At 36.9% G+C, this 16,686-nt stretch carries 10 protein-coding genes and 2 pseudogenes; 4 read left to right on the top strand and 8 right to left on the bottom strand.

What is annotated here, in order from left to right:
• Nucleotides 1–28: 28 nt before the first annotated feature.
• The 8 genes and pseudogenes from ACJ5H0_RS16320 to ACJ5H0_RS16285 all read right to left on the bottom strand — a co-directional run bounded on the left by ACJ5H0_RS16320 (nt 29) and on the right by ACJ5H0_RS16285 (nt 12,591).
• A complete protein-coding gene (locus ACJ5H0_RS16320; RefSeq protein WP_172276772.1) occupies nt 29–2,125 on the bottom strand; it encodes a M13 family metallopeptidase in 2,097 nt (698 codons plus the stop codon).
• Between the two features lie 271 nt (nt 2,126–2,396).
• The gene (locus tag ACJ5H0_RS16315) at nt 2,397–4,454 is read right to left on the bottom strand and encodes a M13 family metallopeptidase (protein ID WP_172276769.1); all 2,058 of its coding nucleotides are present in this window, start codon (nt 4,452–4,454) and stop codon (nt 2,397–2,399) included.
• Nucleotides 4,455–4,529: 75 nt separating this feature from the next.
• A complete protein-coding gene (locus ACJ5H0_RS16310; RefSeq protein WP_411250566.1) occupies nt 4,530–7,928 on the bottom strand; it encodes a polysaccharide deacetylase family protein in 3,399 nt (1,132 codons plus the stop codon).
• Between the two features lie 90 nt (nt 7,929–8,018).
• Nucleotides 8,019–9,271 (bottom strand): annotated as a pseudogene (locus ACJ5H0_RS16305) (CinA family nicotinamide mononucleotide deamidase-related protein).
• A gap of 101 nt (nt 9,272–9,372) precedes the next feature.
• Nucleotides 9,373–9,817 (bottom strand): annotated as a pseudogene (locus ACJ5H0_RS16300) (lipocalin family protein).
• A 163-nt stretch (nt 9,818–9,980) separates the two neighbouring features.
• The gene (locus ACJ5H0_RS16295; RefSeq protein ID WP_172276757.1) at nt 9,981–10,715 is read right to left on the bottom strand and encodes a LytR/AlgR family response regulator transcription factor; all 735 of its coding nucleotides are present in this window, start codon (nt 10,713–10,715) and stop codon (nt 9,981–9,983) included.
• Nucleotides 10,716–10,808: 93 nt separating this feature from the next.
• Entirely contained in the window at nt 10,809–11,789 is a 981-nt protein-coding gene (locus tag ACJ5H0_RS16290; protein WP_411250561.1) for a sensor histidine kinase, read from the bottom strand.
• 22 nt (nt 11,790–11,811) lie between these two features.
• Nucleotides 11,812–12,591, bottom strand: a complete 780-nt coding sequence (locus ACJ5H0_RS16285) for a tetratricopeptide repeat protein (RefSeq protein WP_411250558.1) — start codon at nt 12,589–12,591, stop codon at nt 11,812–11,814.
• Between the two features lie 266 nt (nt 12,592–12,857).
• Here ACJ5H0_RS16285 and ACJ5H0_RS16280 point away from each other — a divergent pair, with 266 nt between their 5' ends.
• From ACJ5H0_RS16280 to ACJ5H0_RS16265, 4 genes are all read left to right on the top strand, one after another.
• Nucleotides 12,858–14,504: an amidohydrolase family protein gene (locus tag ACJ5H0_RS16280; protein ID WP_411250555.1), complete on the top strand. Its 1,647-nt coding sequence runs from the start codon at nt 12,858–12,860 to the stop codon at nt 14,502–14,504.
• A gap of 150 nt (nt 14,505–14,654) precedes the next feature.
• On the top strand, nt 14,655–15,329 hold the full coding sequence (locus ACJ5H0_RS16275; protein WP_411250552.1) for an SIMPL domain-containing protein: 675 nt from the start codon (nt 14,655–14,657) through the stop codon (nt 15,327–15,329).
• A gap of 129 nt (nt 15,330–15,458) precedes the next feature.
• A complete protein-coding gene (locus tag ACJ5H0_RS16270) occupies nt 15,459–16,073 on the top strand; it encodes a vWA domain-containing protein (protein ID WP_411250549.1) in 615 nt (204 codons plus the stop codon).
• On the top strand, nt 15,979–16,659 hold the full coding sequence (locus tag ACJ5H0_RS16265) for a hypothetical protein (protein ID WP_411250547.1): 681 nt from the start codon (nt 15,979–15,981) through the stop codon (nt 16,657–16,659). The genes ACJ5H0_RS16270 and ACJ5H0_RS16265 overlap by 95 nt, the downstream gene beginning before the upstream one ends.
• Nucleotides 16,660–16,686: the final 27 nt, after the last annotated feature.

Raw genomic sequence — 16,686 nt, 5'->3', positions numbered from 1 at the left:
TTTTCTTTTCTAACAATTTTCGGTTGAATTACCAAATTTTTATACGATCCTGAGGTGCTTTGTACAGCTTATCTCCAGGTTTTATGTCGAATGCTTTGATAAATGCATCCTGATTCACCAATGGGCCAAAGGCTCTGAAATATCCAGGGGAATGCGGATCGGTCTTCACCTGATTTACCATATACTGATCCGTAGACTTAGTTCTCCAAACTGTTGCCCAGCTCATGAAGAATCTCTGATCTTGAGTAAATCCACTGATTAATCCCGGATTTCCATGATCTTTAAGGTACATCTGCAATGCATCATATGCTACCGCCACTCCACCAAGATCGCCAATGTTTTCACCGCTTGTAAACTTACCGTTCACAAAACTTCCCTTTACAGGCTCATATCCGTTATACTGAGCTGCAAGCTGTCCTACTTTTGCATCAAAGTTTTTACGGTCGGCATCTGTCCACCAGTTATTCAGATTTCCATCTCCATCGAATCGGGAACCACTATCATCAAAACCATGAGAAATTTCGTGGCCGATAACAGCTCCTATTCCACCAAAGTTAACGGCAGCATCCGCTTTAGGGTTATAGAAAGGAGGCTGAAGAATAGCAGCAGGGAATACAATCTCATTATTTGAACCGCTATAATACGCATTTACCGTTTGTGGAGTCATTCCCCACTCAGTTTTATCAACAGGCTTGCCTACTTTTTCCAGACTTCTCTGGTATTGCCAAGCGGCAACATTCTGTAAGTTAGAATATAACGTTGCTCCCTTAGATGGTGCTTCTACTTTCAATGCAGAATAATCTTTCCACTTATCCGGATAAGCAATTTTTACGGTGAACTTAGAAAGTTTTTCCTGCGCTTTAACTTTTGTTTCCGGAGACATCCAATCCATTTCATTGATATGGGTCTTGAACGATTTCAGAATGTAATCAATATAAGTTTCCATCTGCTCTTTTGCTTCAGGAGTAAAGTATTTCTCAACATATAATTTTCCAAAAGCTTCACCAAGAACACCATTCACCAGGCTTAGCCCCCTTTTGTTCATCGGACGTTGTTCTTTTTGTCCCTGAAGATATTTGGAGTAGAAATCAAAACGGATTTGCTCCAGACCATCATCGAGGTTGCTTGCATTACCATTAATGACATGATATTTTAAATAGTCTTTCAATAATGGAAGATTCTTCTGTGTGATGAACTGATCCATATTCTGATAATATTTCAATTCACCTACAATAACTTTATCTGTTTTTACTCCGGCATCTGCAAGATATTTAGCTAGGTTTACATTTTTAACCAATCCTGATAGCTCAGAAACATTTTTAGGATTATATCTTAAATTGGCATCCCTGTTCTGCTCCAGGGTTAAAAGGTAGTTTGCCAATTGTTTTTCAAAGGCAACCACATTTTCTGCAGCCTGGGTAGAGTTTTTATATCCTAATACTCCGAATAGCTTTCCTACATAAGTAGTATACTCACCCAAAGTTTTGGTATTGGCCTCATTTACTTTTTGATAATAATCTCTTCCTAATCCGAGATCCGGTCCACCAAGATAAACAGCATTCATTTTAGAATTCTTCATATCTGCACCTACTCTCCATCCATAGAACGAATTGTCACCTAATCTTGTCGCATCCAAAAGGTATTTCTGAAGATCATTAAGGTTTTTAATGGCATCAATTTTAGCCAGATCACCTTTTATAGGAGCTAATCCATCAGCATTTCTTTTATTTACATCCATAAAAGATGCATACAAATTCTGTATTTTTTGCCCTTCCGAACCATCAGAATATTTTTCAGATAAGATTTTATTCAAAATATCAAGGGAAGCATCATCCACATTTTCCCTCAATGCATTGAAGGAACCCCAGCTTGCTTTATCAGACGGAATCTGTGTATTTTTCACCCAATTTCCGTTCACGTAATTAAAGAAATCATCCTGAGGACGAACACTTTTATCCATATAAGAAAGGGTAATCCCTTCTTCTTTCACCTCTTCTTTTACGGGTTGTGTAGTTGCCACCGGAGTTTCTGTTTTAGTAGTTTTTTCTGCAGTTTTTGTTGTCCCGCAAGAATTTAAAAATACCATACCCGAAAAGGCAAGTATCCCAATATTTAGCTTTTTCATTAAAGATCGTTTTTTGATTTTACACAAACTTACCAAATATACGAATTTTCATTATGTAAGATGGTAGTATTGAGAAATTGTTAAAAGTTGAGGAATATGGCAATCGGGTTAAGAGAGTATAAGCTTCAGGATTTGAAATTAGAGAAAAAATACCGATTATAGAAATAAAAGTATAGAACCATTTCTTCCGATTGAGATTTACCAACTACTGTACATGATTTGCTCAGCAAGTAAATAAAAGCCGCTCATTTCTGAGCGGCTTCATTTATTATTACCAGATTTTGATTCTGTCCTGAGGAGCTTTATACAGTTTGTCTCCCTGTTTTACATCAAATGCTTTATAGAATGCGTCAACGTTCGTTAACGGACCGAAGCTTCTGAAATATCCAGGAGAATGCGGGTCTGTTTTCACCTGATTGATCATGTACTTTTCACTTGATAATGTTCTCCACACCGTTGCCCAGCTTAAGAAGAATCTTTGATCCTGTGTGTATCCGCTGATCACTCCAGGATTTCCTTTATCTTTCAAATACATTTGTAATGCATCATAAGCGATATTTACACCTCCTAAATCTGCGATATTTTCACCATTTGTAAAGGTTCCGTTTACGAAAGTTCCTTTTACCGGCTCATATTTATCATATTGGGCAGCAAGAGCTTTAGTTGCTTTTTCAAAGTTCGTTTTATCTTCAGGCGTCCACCAGTCTACCAGGTTTCCGTCTGCATCAAACTGAGCTCCTGAATCATCAAATCCGTGGCTCATTTCATGACCGATAACAGCTCCGATTCCACCGAAGTTCACAGCAGCATCAGCCTGAGGATTAAAGAACGGCGGCTGAAGAATAGCTGCAGGGAATACAATCTCGTTATTTACCGGATTATAATATGCATTTACCGTTTGTGGAGTCATTCCCCATTCAGTTTTATCAACCGGTTTTCCAATTTTAGCTAAATCTTTATTATACTGCCATTCTGAAACATTCTGAAGGTTTTGGTATAAAGTACCTCCTTTTGATTCTGGAGTGATAACCAATTTGGAATAATCTTTCCATTTATCCGGATAAGCAACTTTTACAGTGAATTTATTAAGCTTGTTTAATGCTTTTTCTTTTGTTGTAGAAGACATCCATGTTAAATTGTTGATGTGAACCACAAAGCTTTTCTTTAAATAATCGATCAATTCAACCATCTGAGCTTTAGCTTCAGCCGGGAAATATTTCTCAACATACAATTTACCGAAAGCTTCGCCTAGAGAACTGTTGATCAGCTCATATCCTCTTTTGTTTAAAGCTCTCTGTTCCTGCTGACCTCTAAGGTATTTTCCATAGAAAGCAAATCTCATGTTCCCAAGGTTTTCACTCAGATAAGATGCGCTTCCGTTGATCAGGTGGAATTTCAGATAATCCTTGATAACCGGAAGATTATTAGCATTTACCAATTGGTCGAAGTTTTTATAATAACCCAGTTCTCCGATGATTACTTTATCTGAATTTACTCCAACTTTTTTAAGGTAAGCCGGTAGATCAACATTTTTTACTAAAGCAGAAAGTTCAGACATCGTCTTCGGATTATACTGAAGATTGGAATCACGGATCTGCTCGTTTGTCAGATAAGTTTTAGCAATGCTTTTTTCGTAATCAACAATTCCTTTTGCGGCTTCATCAGCATTTTTGTACCCTAATTCTTTTAACATAGAAGCCACATACTTTTGGTATTCAGCAATCGCTTCCGTATTTTTTTCATTTACTTTCTGATAATAATCTCTTCCTAAACCAAGAGATGCATCGCCAAGATAGATCGCATTCATTTTAGAATCCTTAAGGTCAGCATCTACGCCCCATCCGTATAACACATTCTCTCCTTCTTTAGTTACAGAGATCAGGTAATTCTGCAGATCGGCAAGGTTCTTAATAGCATCGATTTTACTAAGGTTAGCCTGGATAGGTTTGATACCATCAGCATTTCTCTTCTGCATGTTCATATAAGTAGCATACAGATCCTGGATTTTTTTACCTTCACTTCCCTCTGCAAATTTATCCTTCAAAAGAGAATTCAAAATCGTCATTGAATTATTGTCAGTATCATCTGCCAGTTTATTGAAGCTTCCCCATGTTGGTTTATCAGCTGGAATTTTGGCCGTTTTCATCCACGTTCCACTCACGTAGTTGTAAAAATCATCCTGTGGACGTACAGATTTGTCCATTAAACTAAGGTCTAAACCTTTATCCGTTGTACTCATTACTGTTTTAGTTGTTTTAGCCTGAGCATTCACTGTATTCTGTGAGCAAATTCCCGCTAGTAAAAACAAAGAAAGCGTTAGTTTTTTCATTATAATAACAATTTATATAATATGTCTTTATATTGTAACATATGTTACGTTTACAAAAACAAATTTAAACAAATATTAAGAAGTTGTTATCTCCTTTACATTCCCTGTCCTTTTCAGGAATCCCCAGGACTGCATTTCTCCTTTCAGGGCCCTTCTCAGGCTTCTGAACAATACAATATACATCAGCCATCTGTATCCGAATCTTTGCGGAATCACATACACGAGATTGATCAGCTTTTCTTTTTGCATCAAAAATGCAATGATTGCAAGGGAAGCATCAACCAAAAGAAAAAGTAAATAGTATATAAATATTTTTTCTCCGTTTCCAAATAAGATCCCAAAAAACATAATGACATCTGCAAAAGGTGAAAAGAACGGAATAATATATTGAAACAATAAAATATTTGGCATTGCCCAAAGTCCCAGTCCTTTATATTTAGGGTTTAAGAAGGTTTGTTTTTGCTTCCAGAACATCTGCATGATTCCATAGGTCCATCGGAAACGTTGTTTTAAAAACTGTTTTACCGTCTCCGGAGCTTCTGTTACGGCAACAGCATTGTTTTCATTAGCCACAGTATATCCTTCTCTAAGAATTTTTACCGTAATATCACAATCTTCAGCCAGTGTATCTGAAGAATATCCACCTACCTCATCAATTACGGATCTCCTAAATGCTCCGATTGCTCCCGGGATTACTGTAATTGCATTAATATTCGCATAAGCTAACCTGTCAAAATTCTGGCTGGTTGTATATTCTATCGCCTGCCACTTTGTAAGCCAGTTGACCTGATTTCCAACTTTTACATTTCCCGCAACTGCTGCAATCTTCTCTTCAGCAGAGGCATTCAAAAACCTTGCAATCAAATATTTTACTGCATCTTGCTGCAGTTTGGTATCGGCATCGATACAAACAACATATTCAGCATCAGTTTGTGAAATCCCAAAATTTAAAGCGGTTGCCTTTCCTCCGTTAGCTTTCGTGAAAATCTTGAGTTTTGGATGTTCAGCAAATGCTTCCCTGGCCTTTGTATAAGTGAGATCTTTACTTCCGTCATCTACAAGAATAACATCAAAATTAGGATAGGACTGTTTTAATAAATTATGCAAAGAGGATACAATATTAACTTCCTCATTATAGGCAGGAACAATAATAGATACTTTAGGATAGGTATCCAATACGGGAAAATTTGAAAGCTTTTTCTCTTTTCCTTTTTCTTTAATTGCCCAGTACACCATAAATAACAAACGGATAATTCCTAAAATAATGAAGATGGTAAATAAAGCCACCAGAAAATGACTAATCCCATAAATTACAGTAGCTAATACAAGATTCAGCTGCATAATGTAATACGACTTGGTTTTTGGAACCGCAGGCATCAGCTCATTTTTACTTTTATGTAAAATGCTTGCCAGATTCGTGAAATGATAACCTTGCTTCTGCAAAGTAGGAATTAAAATTTTCAGAGCTTTGATCGTCTCTTCTCTTGTGTCTCCTCCAGCATCATGCAGTAGAATAATATTTCCTCTCTCCTGCTTAATACCCTGCATTACACGTTTTACGATCTCATCTGCTTTAATACCAGGTTGCCAGTCTTCGGGATCTATACTTTCACCGATATCGAGATAATTCTGCTGTCTGGCCAGGGCAACGGGAATAATCTCTTCAGAGGTTGTAGGCTCGGAATCTGCATTATAAGGTGCTCTGAACAGGATCGTGCTATGACCGGTTATGCATTCAAATAAGAGCCTCGTCAGTTTCATCTCTAATAAAGCCCTCTCCGGACTTACTTTGGCCACATTTTCATGAGTGAAAGTATGGTTTCCTATTTCATGTCCCTCTCTGTAGATTCTTTTTACCAGAGGAAGATTTTTCTCAGCATTCAGGCCGATTAAAAAGAATGCAGCCGGAACGTGATATTTTGATAAGATATCAAGGACCTGAGGAGTATACGTTTCATCCGGACCATCATCAAATGTCAGTACCAGTTCTTTCTGTGGTGCCCAACCATATTTTTTCACTTCATAAGAACTTGGATACGTGATATAGTTCTCATCCGTAATAATTTTTTCTTTAGGATCTATTTCCAGAGCTATTTTCCCGTCATGGGGTATATTCAGGACATCCAATACTTCACCATCCCCGATATAATCTACCATGGTCTGGCCTTTTACATTCTCTAGTTTTTTAAGATCAAGCTTAGGCAGGCCGGCAAAAGTGAGATCTTTATCATAAAAATTCCAGATTCTGCTGTCCTCGCTTCCCAATCTCCAAAGTGCTGTTCCCGCCAAAGGATATTCCGAAGAAAAGCGCATAGTATTAAAAATCGATGCTGCATCATTAAAAAATACCGTATGGGTATTATTCTTAAAATCTGTGTATGAATAGTTGAGATTAAAAGTATTGTCATCAAAATTGATAACCGATTTACTTGCACTGGCCTTAGTAATAGCCTGCATATAGGAAACCGAAATATTATCATCCGGATTTGAGCTCCAGTCATATCCATAAGCCCCAAGACCTAGAATAATCTTGTTTGCCGTTGTTTTCTTTAAAATTTTCCCGGTTTGCGCTTCAATCCATTTTTGAGAAGAGATAGGTCCTGCATCCCCCGAAGCTGAATATTCATCGTATGCCATCAACACAAAATAGTCTACGTAAGGATTTAATTTCTGAATATTATAATCGTCATTATCCGTCATAATATCCATGGTCACCAGTAGCTTATTCTGTTTAAAATTATCTGAAAGCTCTTTCATAAAAGCGATAAGATTTTCATCAGAATCCAGATTCATGTCCTCAAAGTCAATATTGATTCCTTTGAAATGAAACTTCACGCATTCCTCCGCAAGCTTCCGGATCAGTTTGGTTCTTCTTAACGGATCGTTAAGTACTTTTGCCAAGCCCTCAGCACGGAATTCTCTGTCTGAGTTATTACTGAGAATCGGCATCGCTGCAACTCCCGTTCTTTTTATAACCTTATATCCTTCGGGATCGATGTTGGTTTTAAGATCTCCTGTTTTAGGATCAAGGAAAAACCATTCCGGAAAGACCAAATTGATGTGCTTGACATTCCTTTTCAGAGACATGAGGGATTGAGGATCCCAGGCTACATAGAAAGCAGAACGGATCCCTCCTGGAAATTGAGCCCAGTTCCTGTTTTGGTTTTTTAATCTTTCTGCTTTTGCTTCCTCAATTTTGGAAACATTGGTACGAATTGTCTTTTCAGAAATAAAGCTTCTGAATCCCTTATATTCTTTTGAGATTCTATTCTCCTGAAGGTAAGGCTTTCCTGCTGTGATAACGGTTTTGTAATCTTCATGAAAAGGGATTTTGGGACTTTTGTCCAGTTTCATCATGAGTGCCAACGCCAGGAAAAGCAATATCCCGACAAAGATAAAAATGCGGGATCCCCACTGCACATTTCTCCAGCGTTTTTTATTAGTTGTTTGAAAAACCTGTTTTGAATTTTCCACGTTTTGATATTTTCGGCTGAAGATTCAAAAAGTGTGAAAAACTGTTGTATTTAAAATTAAAAAAAAAATTAAAAAAAAAGAAAAGTTTAACTAATTATTTACAAGCAAGCTCACCAAATCCTGAATAATTTTCTGTGAAACGAAATTCATAAAGTCAAGTCTTTCCAGATGTGGCATATAAAGTTTGAAGTTTTGAGCCTGATCATGAATCCTGATTGTATAGAAAACGGTTCCTACATCCTTTCCATCCTCTCCTTTTCCCGGTCCGGCAACTCCAGTTGTAGAAATGGAAATATCCGTATCAAATAAGCGCTGACATCCCTTTGCCATTTCTTCAGCTACCTGTTCACTTACAACCGTAAATTCGTCCACCGTGCTTTGAGAAACTTTTAATATTTCAACTTTTTTTTTCTGTTGCATAGGGAACAATTCCACCTATAAAATATTTGGAACTTCCTGAATTCGAAGTGATCATTTTTGCCAATTCTCCTCCCGTACAGCTTTCGGCCGTGGAAAGCGTAAGTTTTTTCTCACCCAAAAGTTCCCCTAATATTTTCTCAATTTTGTCCTCAGTAGTAGCGATAATATTTTCACCTACCAATGGAAAGAGTTTTTGAATCTCTTCCTCAAGTTGTCTGTTCAGAATATTTTCATCATGTCCAGATGCTGTAAGGCGAAGCTTCACGCGGGTTCCCACCGGAAGATAGGATAAAGCCAGATTCTCAGGTAACGAAAGCTCCCAATCCTCAATGATATCCGCTAAAATACTTTCAGGAATTCCTACTACGGAAACAATTCTTGTGGTGATATATTGTAAGCTAAAAGTATTTTTTAGGTAAGGAATAATCTGGTCTTTAATCAGGGGCTTTACTTCATAAGGCACTCCGGGAAGACTAAAGCTCAGTTTATCACCATACTTCATCATCATACATGGAGCAGTCCCATACTGATTCTGGAAAACTGTAGATTTAGTAGGAACAAAAGCCTGTTCTCTGTTTCTTTCCAGAATTTCCAGACGGCCTCTTTTTTCCATATATTTTTTTTAAATGTTCGAAAGTCGGTTCATCCAGAGCTATTTCATCATTAAAAAAATCGGCAAGCGCTTTTTTAGTTTTGTCATCCCTTGTAGGACCCAGCCCACCTGTTGTAATAACAAGGTCTCCTATCTCAAAAGCAGCATGTAAAGTATTTTTAATGGTTTCAATTTCATCAGAAATCGTGAAAATCTGTGAAACTTTTATCCCTATATTCTTAAGTTCAGTAGCAATAAAATTAGAATTGGTATCTATTGTATTTCCTGAAAGGATCTCGTCTCCGATAGTAATGAGAACAGCATTTTCCATATTGTACATTCTTGAAAAAAAATCTAATACAAATGACGGAAAAATCTGTGGCCTCGGCAATGTTTATTATAGAAATCTTTTTAGGCAAATCAGCCTTTTTGCTAATTATGCTTCACCCAGATCAATTCATCCGTATTATATCCTATTCTCTTTGCTTTTTCTAAAAACCGTAATCTTATGCTTTCCGGGATTTCAGTCGTTCTGGATAATATCCACAGGTATTTTAAGCTGTTTCCTGCTACTAAGGCATACTGATAGTTTTCATCGATATCAATCACATTATAGCCTGCCCAAATAGGTTTAAAAAAAAGAAACTTTTAAGCGGGCTTCCGTTTTATCTTTTACAAACCTTGCCTCTCCTATGGACTCTTTCCATTCTTTTTTCACATAATTATACCCTTTATTATCTACCCGGATGCTTCCATCGGGATTTTGGGAATAGGTTGCCGTAACATTGTCCATGTCTTTCTCAAACTTATAATCGAAGCGGGCAATTTCATACCATTTTCCCAGGTATCTTCCGGAATCAAAACGGGTGACAGGCATAGCACCTTTTGGTACCCTTACAGAACATTGATTAAAAATGAGAAATCCTAAAACTCCTATCGAGACAGGAATAACTATTTTCTGAAAATTTTTCATAATAATATAAGTTTGTGGTTATGAAAAAGTCCAAAAATGATGCCTTTAGGTTCCCCTTAACATAAAGCTAAGAAAAGGTTTTAAGAAAAGCTTCTTTGAATGTCCCTGAAACCTCAATCTCAGCATCATCCAATAAAGTAACAGTCCCGCTTTTGTGATATGATTTAACAAAACCTGTATTGATGATATGTGAACGATGAACTCTGACAAAGGGAGCTTCAAGAAGATCATCAAAATGTTTTAAAAATCTGCATACCATCTTTTTGGTTCCGTCTGTAAGATAAACGAGGGTAAAATTTCCATCTGCCTGCAGTCTTACTATTTCTTCAGTTTTCACAACATCAAATCCCTGTAATGTCGGCAGGATAAGTTGCTGCTTATCAGGTTTTACTTTGAGATTTTCCAACAGTATTTTATTCCGGTTCAGCTCTTCCTTTTTTTCAAGGCTTTCTGCTACTTTATTGACGGCAAGAATCAGCTCCTGGATATCTATAGGTTTTAAAATATAATAGCTGGCCGACTTATTAAGAGCCTGTAAGGAATATTGAGAAAAAGCAGTTATAAAGATCGTTTCATAGGTGTAATCCTTAGTAGCTTCCAAGACATCAAAAGCATTCCCGAATGGCATTTCCACATCCAGAAAAACAAGCTGCGGAAGCTTCTCAGCGATCAGAGGAACGGCATCTTTTATATTTTCGGCTTCACCGAGGATTTCTACCTGAGGACAATATTTTGTAAGATAATTCCTTAGAACCTCTCTTGCAATAACCTCATCATCTATGATAACAGCTTTTATTTTCATTGATACAGATCCGGATAATGTCCGGTTTACATGTAAAAATATAATATTTAGTTGAAATACAAACGTCTATTAGATAAGATAATCCTGAAAAAGTTATAATTTATAGCGGATCTGTACAGTTACACCTTGTTCATTCTTTTTATCCGTTATGGTACAGTGGATGTCCTGTTTATAAAGGTCATTTAACAATGTAATTCTTTCCATCGTATTTTTCATCCCCCTTCCTCGCCTTGATTTTTGATGTTCTGTTTTCAATTTTTTACTTTCTTCAATACCTATTCCGTTATCATCAACGGTTATTATCATATATTGACCCTGCTTCTCAAAATTCAGTTGTAAAAATCCTTTGTTCTGACGATACCGTAGCCCATGCCATACCGCATTTTCCAAAAAAGGCTGGATCAGCATGCCGGGTATCAATAGACTCTGTAAATTCAGGCTTTCATCCACCTTGATTTCATAGTCAAATTTATCTGCAAACCGTGTTTTTTCCAGAGCCAGATAGTTCTGTAACAGATCGAGTTCCTGTTGGAAAGGAATAAAATCCTCTGCTGAGTTTTCCATAACACCGCGCATCAGTTTCGAAAATTTTGTCAGGTATTGATTCGCCTCCAACTCATTATTCGTGGCGATGAATTGATTCACACTATTTAAACTGTTGAAAATGAAATGTGGATTCATTTCCCGGCGAAGGGATTGTAAAGCTATCTTTTTATTTTTGATCTGAACTTTCTTTAATGTCCATAAAATGAAGCCTGCCAATGCTGCCAATACAACCAAGGCTCCTATAAGACTATAATTAAATGCATTCTTTTTGCGGATCAGCTCATCTTTTAATTCCCTTTCTTTTTCTAATTGTGCTATTCTTTGTTCGGTGTCTTCAAGAATTTTATTATCAACAAGACTTCTGTCCTTTGAAACAAGATCCGGTAATCGTCCGAGAAAATCCCGGTATAGCTTTACCGATTCACCCGTATTTTCGGAAACACTGTACAAACTGTCCAATCTTTTTACACTTTTCTGGGCCTCCAGCGTATGTCCTTTTTCCAGTGCAATATTGTAGGCATTTTTCAATGTTTCAATAGCACTTTTTGTGTCATTTTTTTTTTATATAAATATCAGCGAGCTCCTGAATCTGCTCTACTTTTTTCTGAGAATTATCTTTTACAAAGTCCTCTTTCAAAACTTTCTTCTTGGCTTCAATGGCTTTATCAAAATCTTTATTCTCAACATAAAAATTGGTCAGCTTCTGATTAATTTCCAGAGCCTGCTGAGGTTCCATCTGCTTTTTGGAAATTGTGTAAGCACTTTTAAGATTCGCTTCAGCTTTAGGGATATCGTTTTGCTGGATGTTTACATCAGCTAACTGACTGTAACTGGCTGCCAGATCTGCTTTTTCATTGTCTTTCCTGCTGATATCAATATTGCTCTGGATCGCTTCCGCCCTCTCTTCCTTAGAAGGTGACGAGAGCCTGGTCACATCGTTGGTATTGATGCTTTTGTTTTCCTTTGAGTAGCTGATATCAGCTGCTCTGCTGTAGTTAAGGATGGCCGGACTTATTTTATTTTGTTTTTCCTGGGACTGCGCGAGCTTTCGGGTTACAAATTCGAGGTTCTTTTTATCGTTTAGGTTTTGGTATAGATTCCTTGCTTTTATCAGGTATTCTTCACTTTTTGCATAATTTCCCTGACCGTAATAATCATTTGCCATACTGACATAGGTATCCGCGACCGTTTTATTATCATTATTATCAACCGCTTTTCTAATTTTGGAGGCAGACTTAAGTACTTTAGAAACCTTCGTAGAATCCTGGGCAAAAGAAGAACTTCCAATTGCCAAGGTAATGAATAATATAATTTTAAAAAGTAATTTCACTTGTATCCAAATCTATTATGCAAAGTAAGTAAAACTTTAGGTATCGTCTCTTACCATTCACCAAGTGAAACGTATATTTCACCAAGTTTAAAAGAAATAATAATCAATACACCTGTTTTCATATATTTGTGAATTACAAATCTCTTAAAAGAAACTCATGAAAACCTATTTGTATTTACTGTCCCTTCTGTGTTTTCTTACCCAGACAATTCATGCACAAACCTACATTCAGAATGTAACGGTTGTGGATGTGATGAATAAAAAAAATGATTCCCAATCAAACCGTAGTGGTTACAAAAGACATGATCTCTGAAATCAAACCGGGGCATAAAGTAACAATCCCTAAAAATGCGACGGTTATAGATGGAAAAGGTAAATTTCTGATGCCGGGAATGACGGATGCCCACGTTCATTTCTTCCAGAGCGGAGGCTTATATACGAGACCGGATGCATTTGATCTCAGAAAGCAGATCCCTTATGAAAAAGAAATAGATTGGGTACATCAGAATATGGAAGATTTTTTACTGCGTTATCTTAAAAATGGAATTACTTCCGTCATCGATGCCGGGGCTACTTTCAACTTTCTGAAATTAAGAGATTCATTTGCAAAAAATCCTACTCTGCCTTCTGTTTATATGACAGGGCCACTTATTACAACCTACGAGCCCGAAGCTTTTAAAAACCTGGATAAAAATGAGCCTTTCAAACTAGTGAAAACCAGTGAAGAGGGACGCAAAATGGTTCAGGAGCAACTTCCCTATAAACCCGACTTTATCAAAATATGGTATATCGTTATGGCAGACCCGAAAGAAATAGAAGCCATGGCAAGAAAATATGAGCCTATTATTAAAACTATTATTGAAGAAGCTCACAAAAACAACCTTAAAGTTGCAGTACATGCTACGGAAAGAATTACCGCACAGATTGCCGTACAAAATGGAGCCGACTTTTTAGTGCATGATGTGGAAGATGAAGTTGTACCAGATGACTTTATCAAACTTCTTAAATCAAAAAAAGTAGTACTCAGCCCGACACTCACGGTGATGGATAATTACTTTAAAACCTATGCCCAGAAAAAGAAATACAATACCTATGAACTGGAGAATTCGAATCCACAAACAGTAGGATCTATCTATGATCTTCAACATTTAGCAGATTCTGCAGACTCCACAACGATTAATAAGATGAAAAAGCGTTTCAACCTACCTCAGCTGAACGCTTACGCCAGAAAGAAAGATTCTGTAAGAATCATTAATCTAAAAAGACTTTCGGACGGAGGAGTAACCATTGCAGCGGGTACAGATGCGGGAAACATTGCCACCCAACATGCTACTTCCTTTCTTGCCGAGCTAAAAGCAATGAAAGAAAGTGGAATGAACAACTGGCAGATCATTCAGTCTGCAACAATTAATCCAGCCAAGATCTTTAATAAAGAAAATATTTCGGGAAGTATAAACACCGGTAAAGTAGCAGATATGGTTCTTTTACGCGCAGATCCCACTGAAAATCTGGATCATCTTACCCAGATAGAAATGATTTTCAAAAACGGACAGCCAATACAGCCTGATAAAATTTTAAAAATTACCCCGGAAATCCTTGTCCAGCAACAGGTAAACGGATACAATGCCAGAAATATAGATGCATTTCTAGAACCTTATGCCGACGATGTCGAACTCTATACTTTCCCTGATAAATTAATAAGCAAGGGAAAAGATGCCATGAGAAAAACCTACAGCGCTATGTTTGACAAATTGCCGGATCTTCATTGTGAAATTACCAATAGGCTGATCAAAGGGAATTTTGTCGTGGATAAAGAAAGTGTTTCAGGAATCAGGAAAAACGGAAAAGTAGAAGCAACTGCCATCTATGAAATAAAAGACAATAAGATTTCAAAGGTCTTTTTCTTGCCTTAAAAAGAATTTAAATACCTATAATAAAAAGACAGTTCGAGTAAACTGTCTTTTTTTTGTCATTTCACCAAGTGAAAACTTCATTTCACCAAGTCTCTCCATTTCAGGTTTACAATCGGGCTAATTTTACTTCAGAATTTAAAACAAGAAATTATGAAATTGAGACATTTTTTATTAATCGGATTCCTTACAGCAGGAAGTTTAATAAACGCACAGGAAGTAAAGAAAAATGCAATTGAGGTAACGGGAGTTGCTGAAATGGAAGTAGAGCCGGACGAAATCATCTTCAACATCGGAATAAAGGCCGACAACAAAAATGAGCTGGCAGACAATGAAAAGAAATTATTCGAAACTTTAAAAAGTAATGGGGTAAAGAATGAGGATATCACCTTCAAATCAATGTATCAGAATCTTTACTCAAAAACAACCAAGTTCACCAAAAGTTTCCAGTTTAAGGTAAATGCTAAGACCAACCTCAGTAAGGTATTCGAAGGGTTAAATCAAAAGTGGGTAAGCAACCTGAATATTGCAGAGGTAAAAAATACCAAAATTGCAGATTTCAGAAAAACCGTAAAAATAAATGCATTAAAGACAGCTAAAGAAAAAGCGGATTATTTACTGGAAAGCATGGGTAAAAAAACCGGAGCTCCTTTAGAAATTACAGAGATCGAGGATTATACAAGTGACACTATTATGCCAATGTCTGCCTACATGAGCAAATCCAGTAATGTACAAATAGAAGCTGATGCAGGAGTTGATTATTCATTTGACAATATTGAAAATATCAAATTGAAATACAGCATTAAAACCAGATACGAGATACTTTAAAATACTTAAAGGCAGCTCTCCGCAGTTGCCTTTGTTCAAACTAAAGGGTCATCAATTTTTCCTTTAAGGTAAAATCCAAAACATTGCAAATTCATTAGTATAGAAAATAAACAATTAAAAATATAAATAATGACAACTTTAAAAATTTTAACATTGAGTATAGGTGCTGCTTTTTTAAGTTCTAATAGCCTTACAGAGCCACGTTGTATGGGAAAAAACAATCCTTCGGTAATTGAGCACATTACAACACAAAGACCTTCTTTGTATACTGCACAACCATCATCAGGGGATAACAAAATTCAGGTTGCCCTTTTACTGGATACTTCGAACAGCATGGACGGATTAATCGATCAGGCTAAATCCAGACTCTGGAATATTGTAAATACGCTGACTACATTAAAGTATGAAGGAAAAGCACCACAAATAGAAATTGCATTATACGAATATGGCAATGACGGAATTCGCGATGAAAATTTCATCCGCCAGGTAACTCCCCTAACACAGGATCTGGATCTGGTTTCAGAAAAATTATTCGGATTAAGAACCAATGGTGGAAGTGAATACTGCGGTGCCGTGATTCGGGATGCGGCTATGAATCTGAACTGGGATAAAAATGATAAGAGTATGAAACTTATCTACATTGCCGGTAATGAGCCGTTTGATCAGGGAAGAATTAACTACAAGGAAGTTATTTCATCTGCTAAGGCAAAAAAAAATCTATACCAATACTATATTTTGTGGTGACAGAAATGAAGGCATCCAGTCATTCTGGCAAAATGGAGCTGTTACAGGTGATGGAAAGTACTTTAATATCGATAGTGACAGAAAGGTAATCTATGTGGAAACACCATATGATGCTAAAATTTCAGAGTATAACACGAAACTCAATGACACTTATGTATATTACGGAAGCCATGGTTCCGAATACAAGAGCAAACAGATCATGCAGGATAAAAATGCAGCAGTTCAGTCTGTTTCCAATGCTGTGGAAAGAACGGTAGCCAAAAGTAAAAAGAATGCATATAAGAATGATCATTGGGACCTTGTAGACAAAGCGGAAAAGGATGTCAACTTTATAACAACTGTTAAAGAAAGTGAACTTCCCGCTGAATTAAAAGGCAAAACTAAAGAAGAAGTAAAAAGGCTGGTAACCGAGAAATCTGCCGAACGGGAAAAGATTCAAAAAGAAATTGAGGGGCTTTCCAAAAAAAGACAGGAATATATCGATAACGAAATGAAAAAAAGAGGAGATGCAGACTCTGATGATCTGGGCAAAGCTATCGAAACTTCAATCTTGGAATTGGCCAGAAAAAGCGGATATACTATATAATATTGGCAGCTTGGAAGCCACCAATAT

It is taken from the genome of Chryseobacterium proteolyticum (assembly GCF_046591535.1).
GTDB classification, from domain to species: Bacteria; Bacteroidota; Bacteroidia; order Flavobacteriales; family Weeksellaceae; genus Chryseobacterium; species Chryseobacterium proteolyticum.
This window is presented reverse-complemented; position numbering and strand designations above follow the sequence as displayed.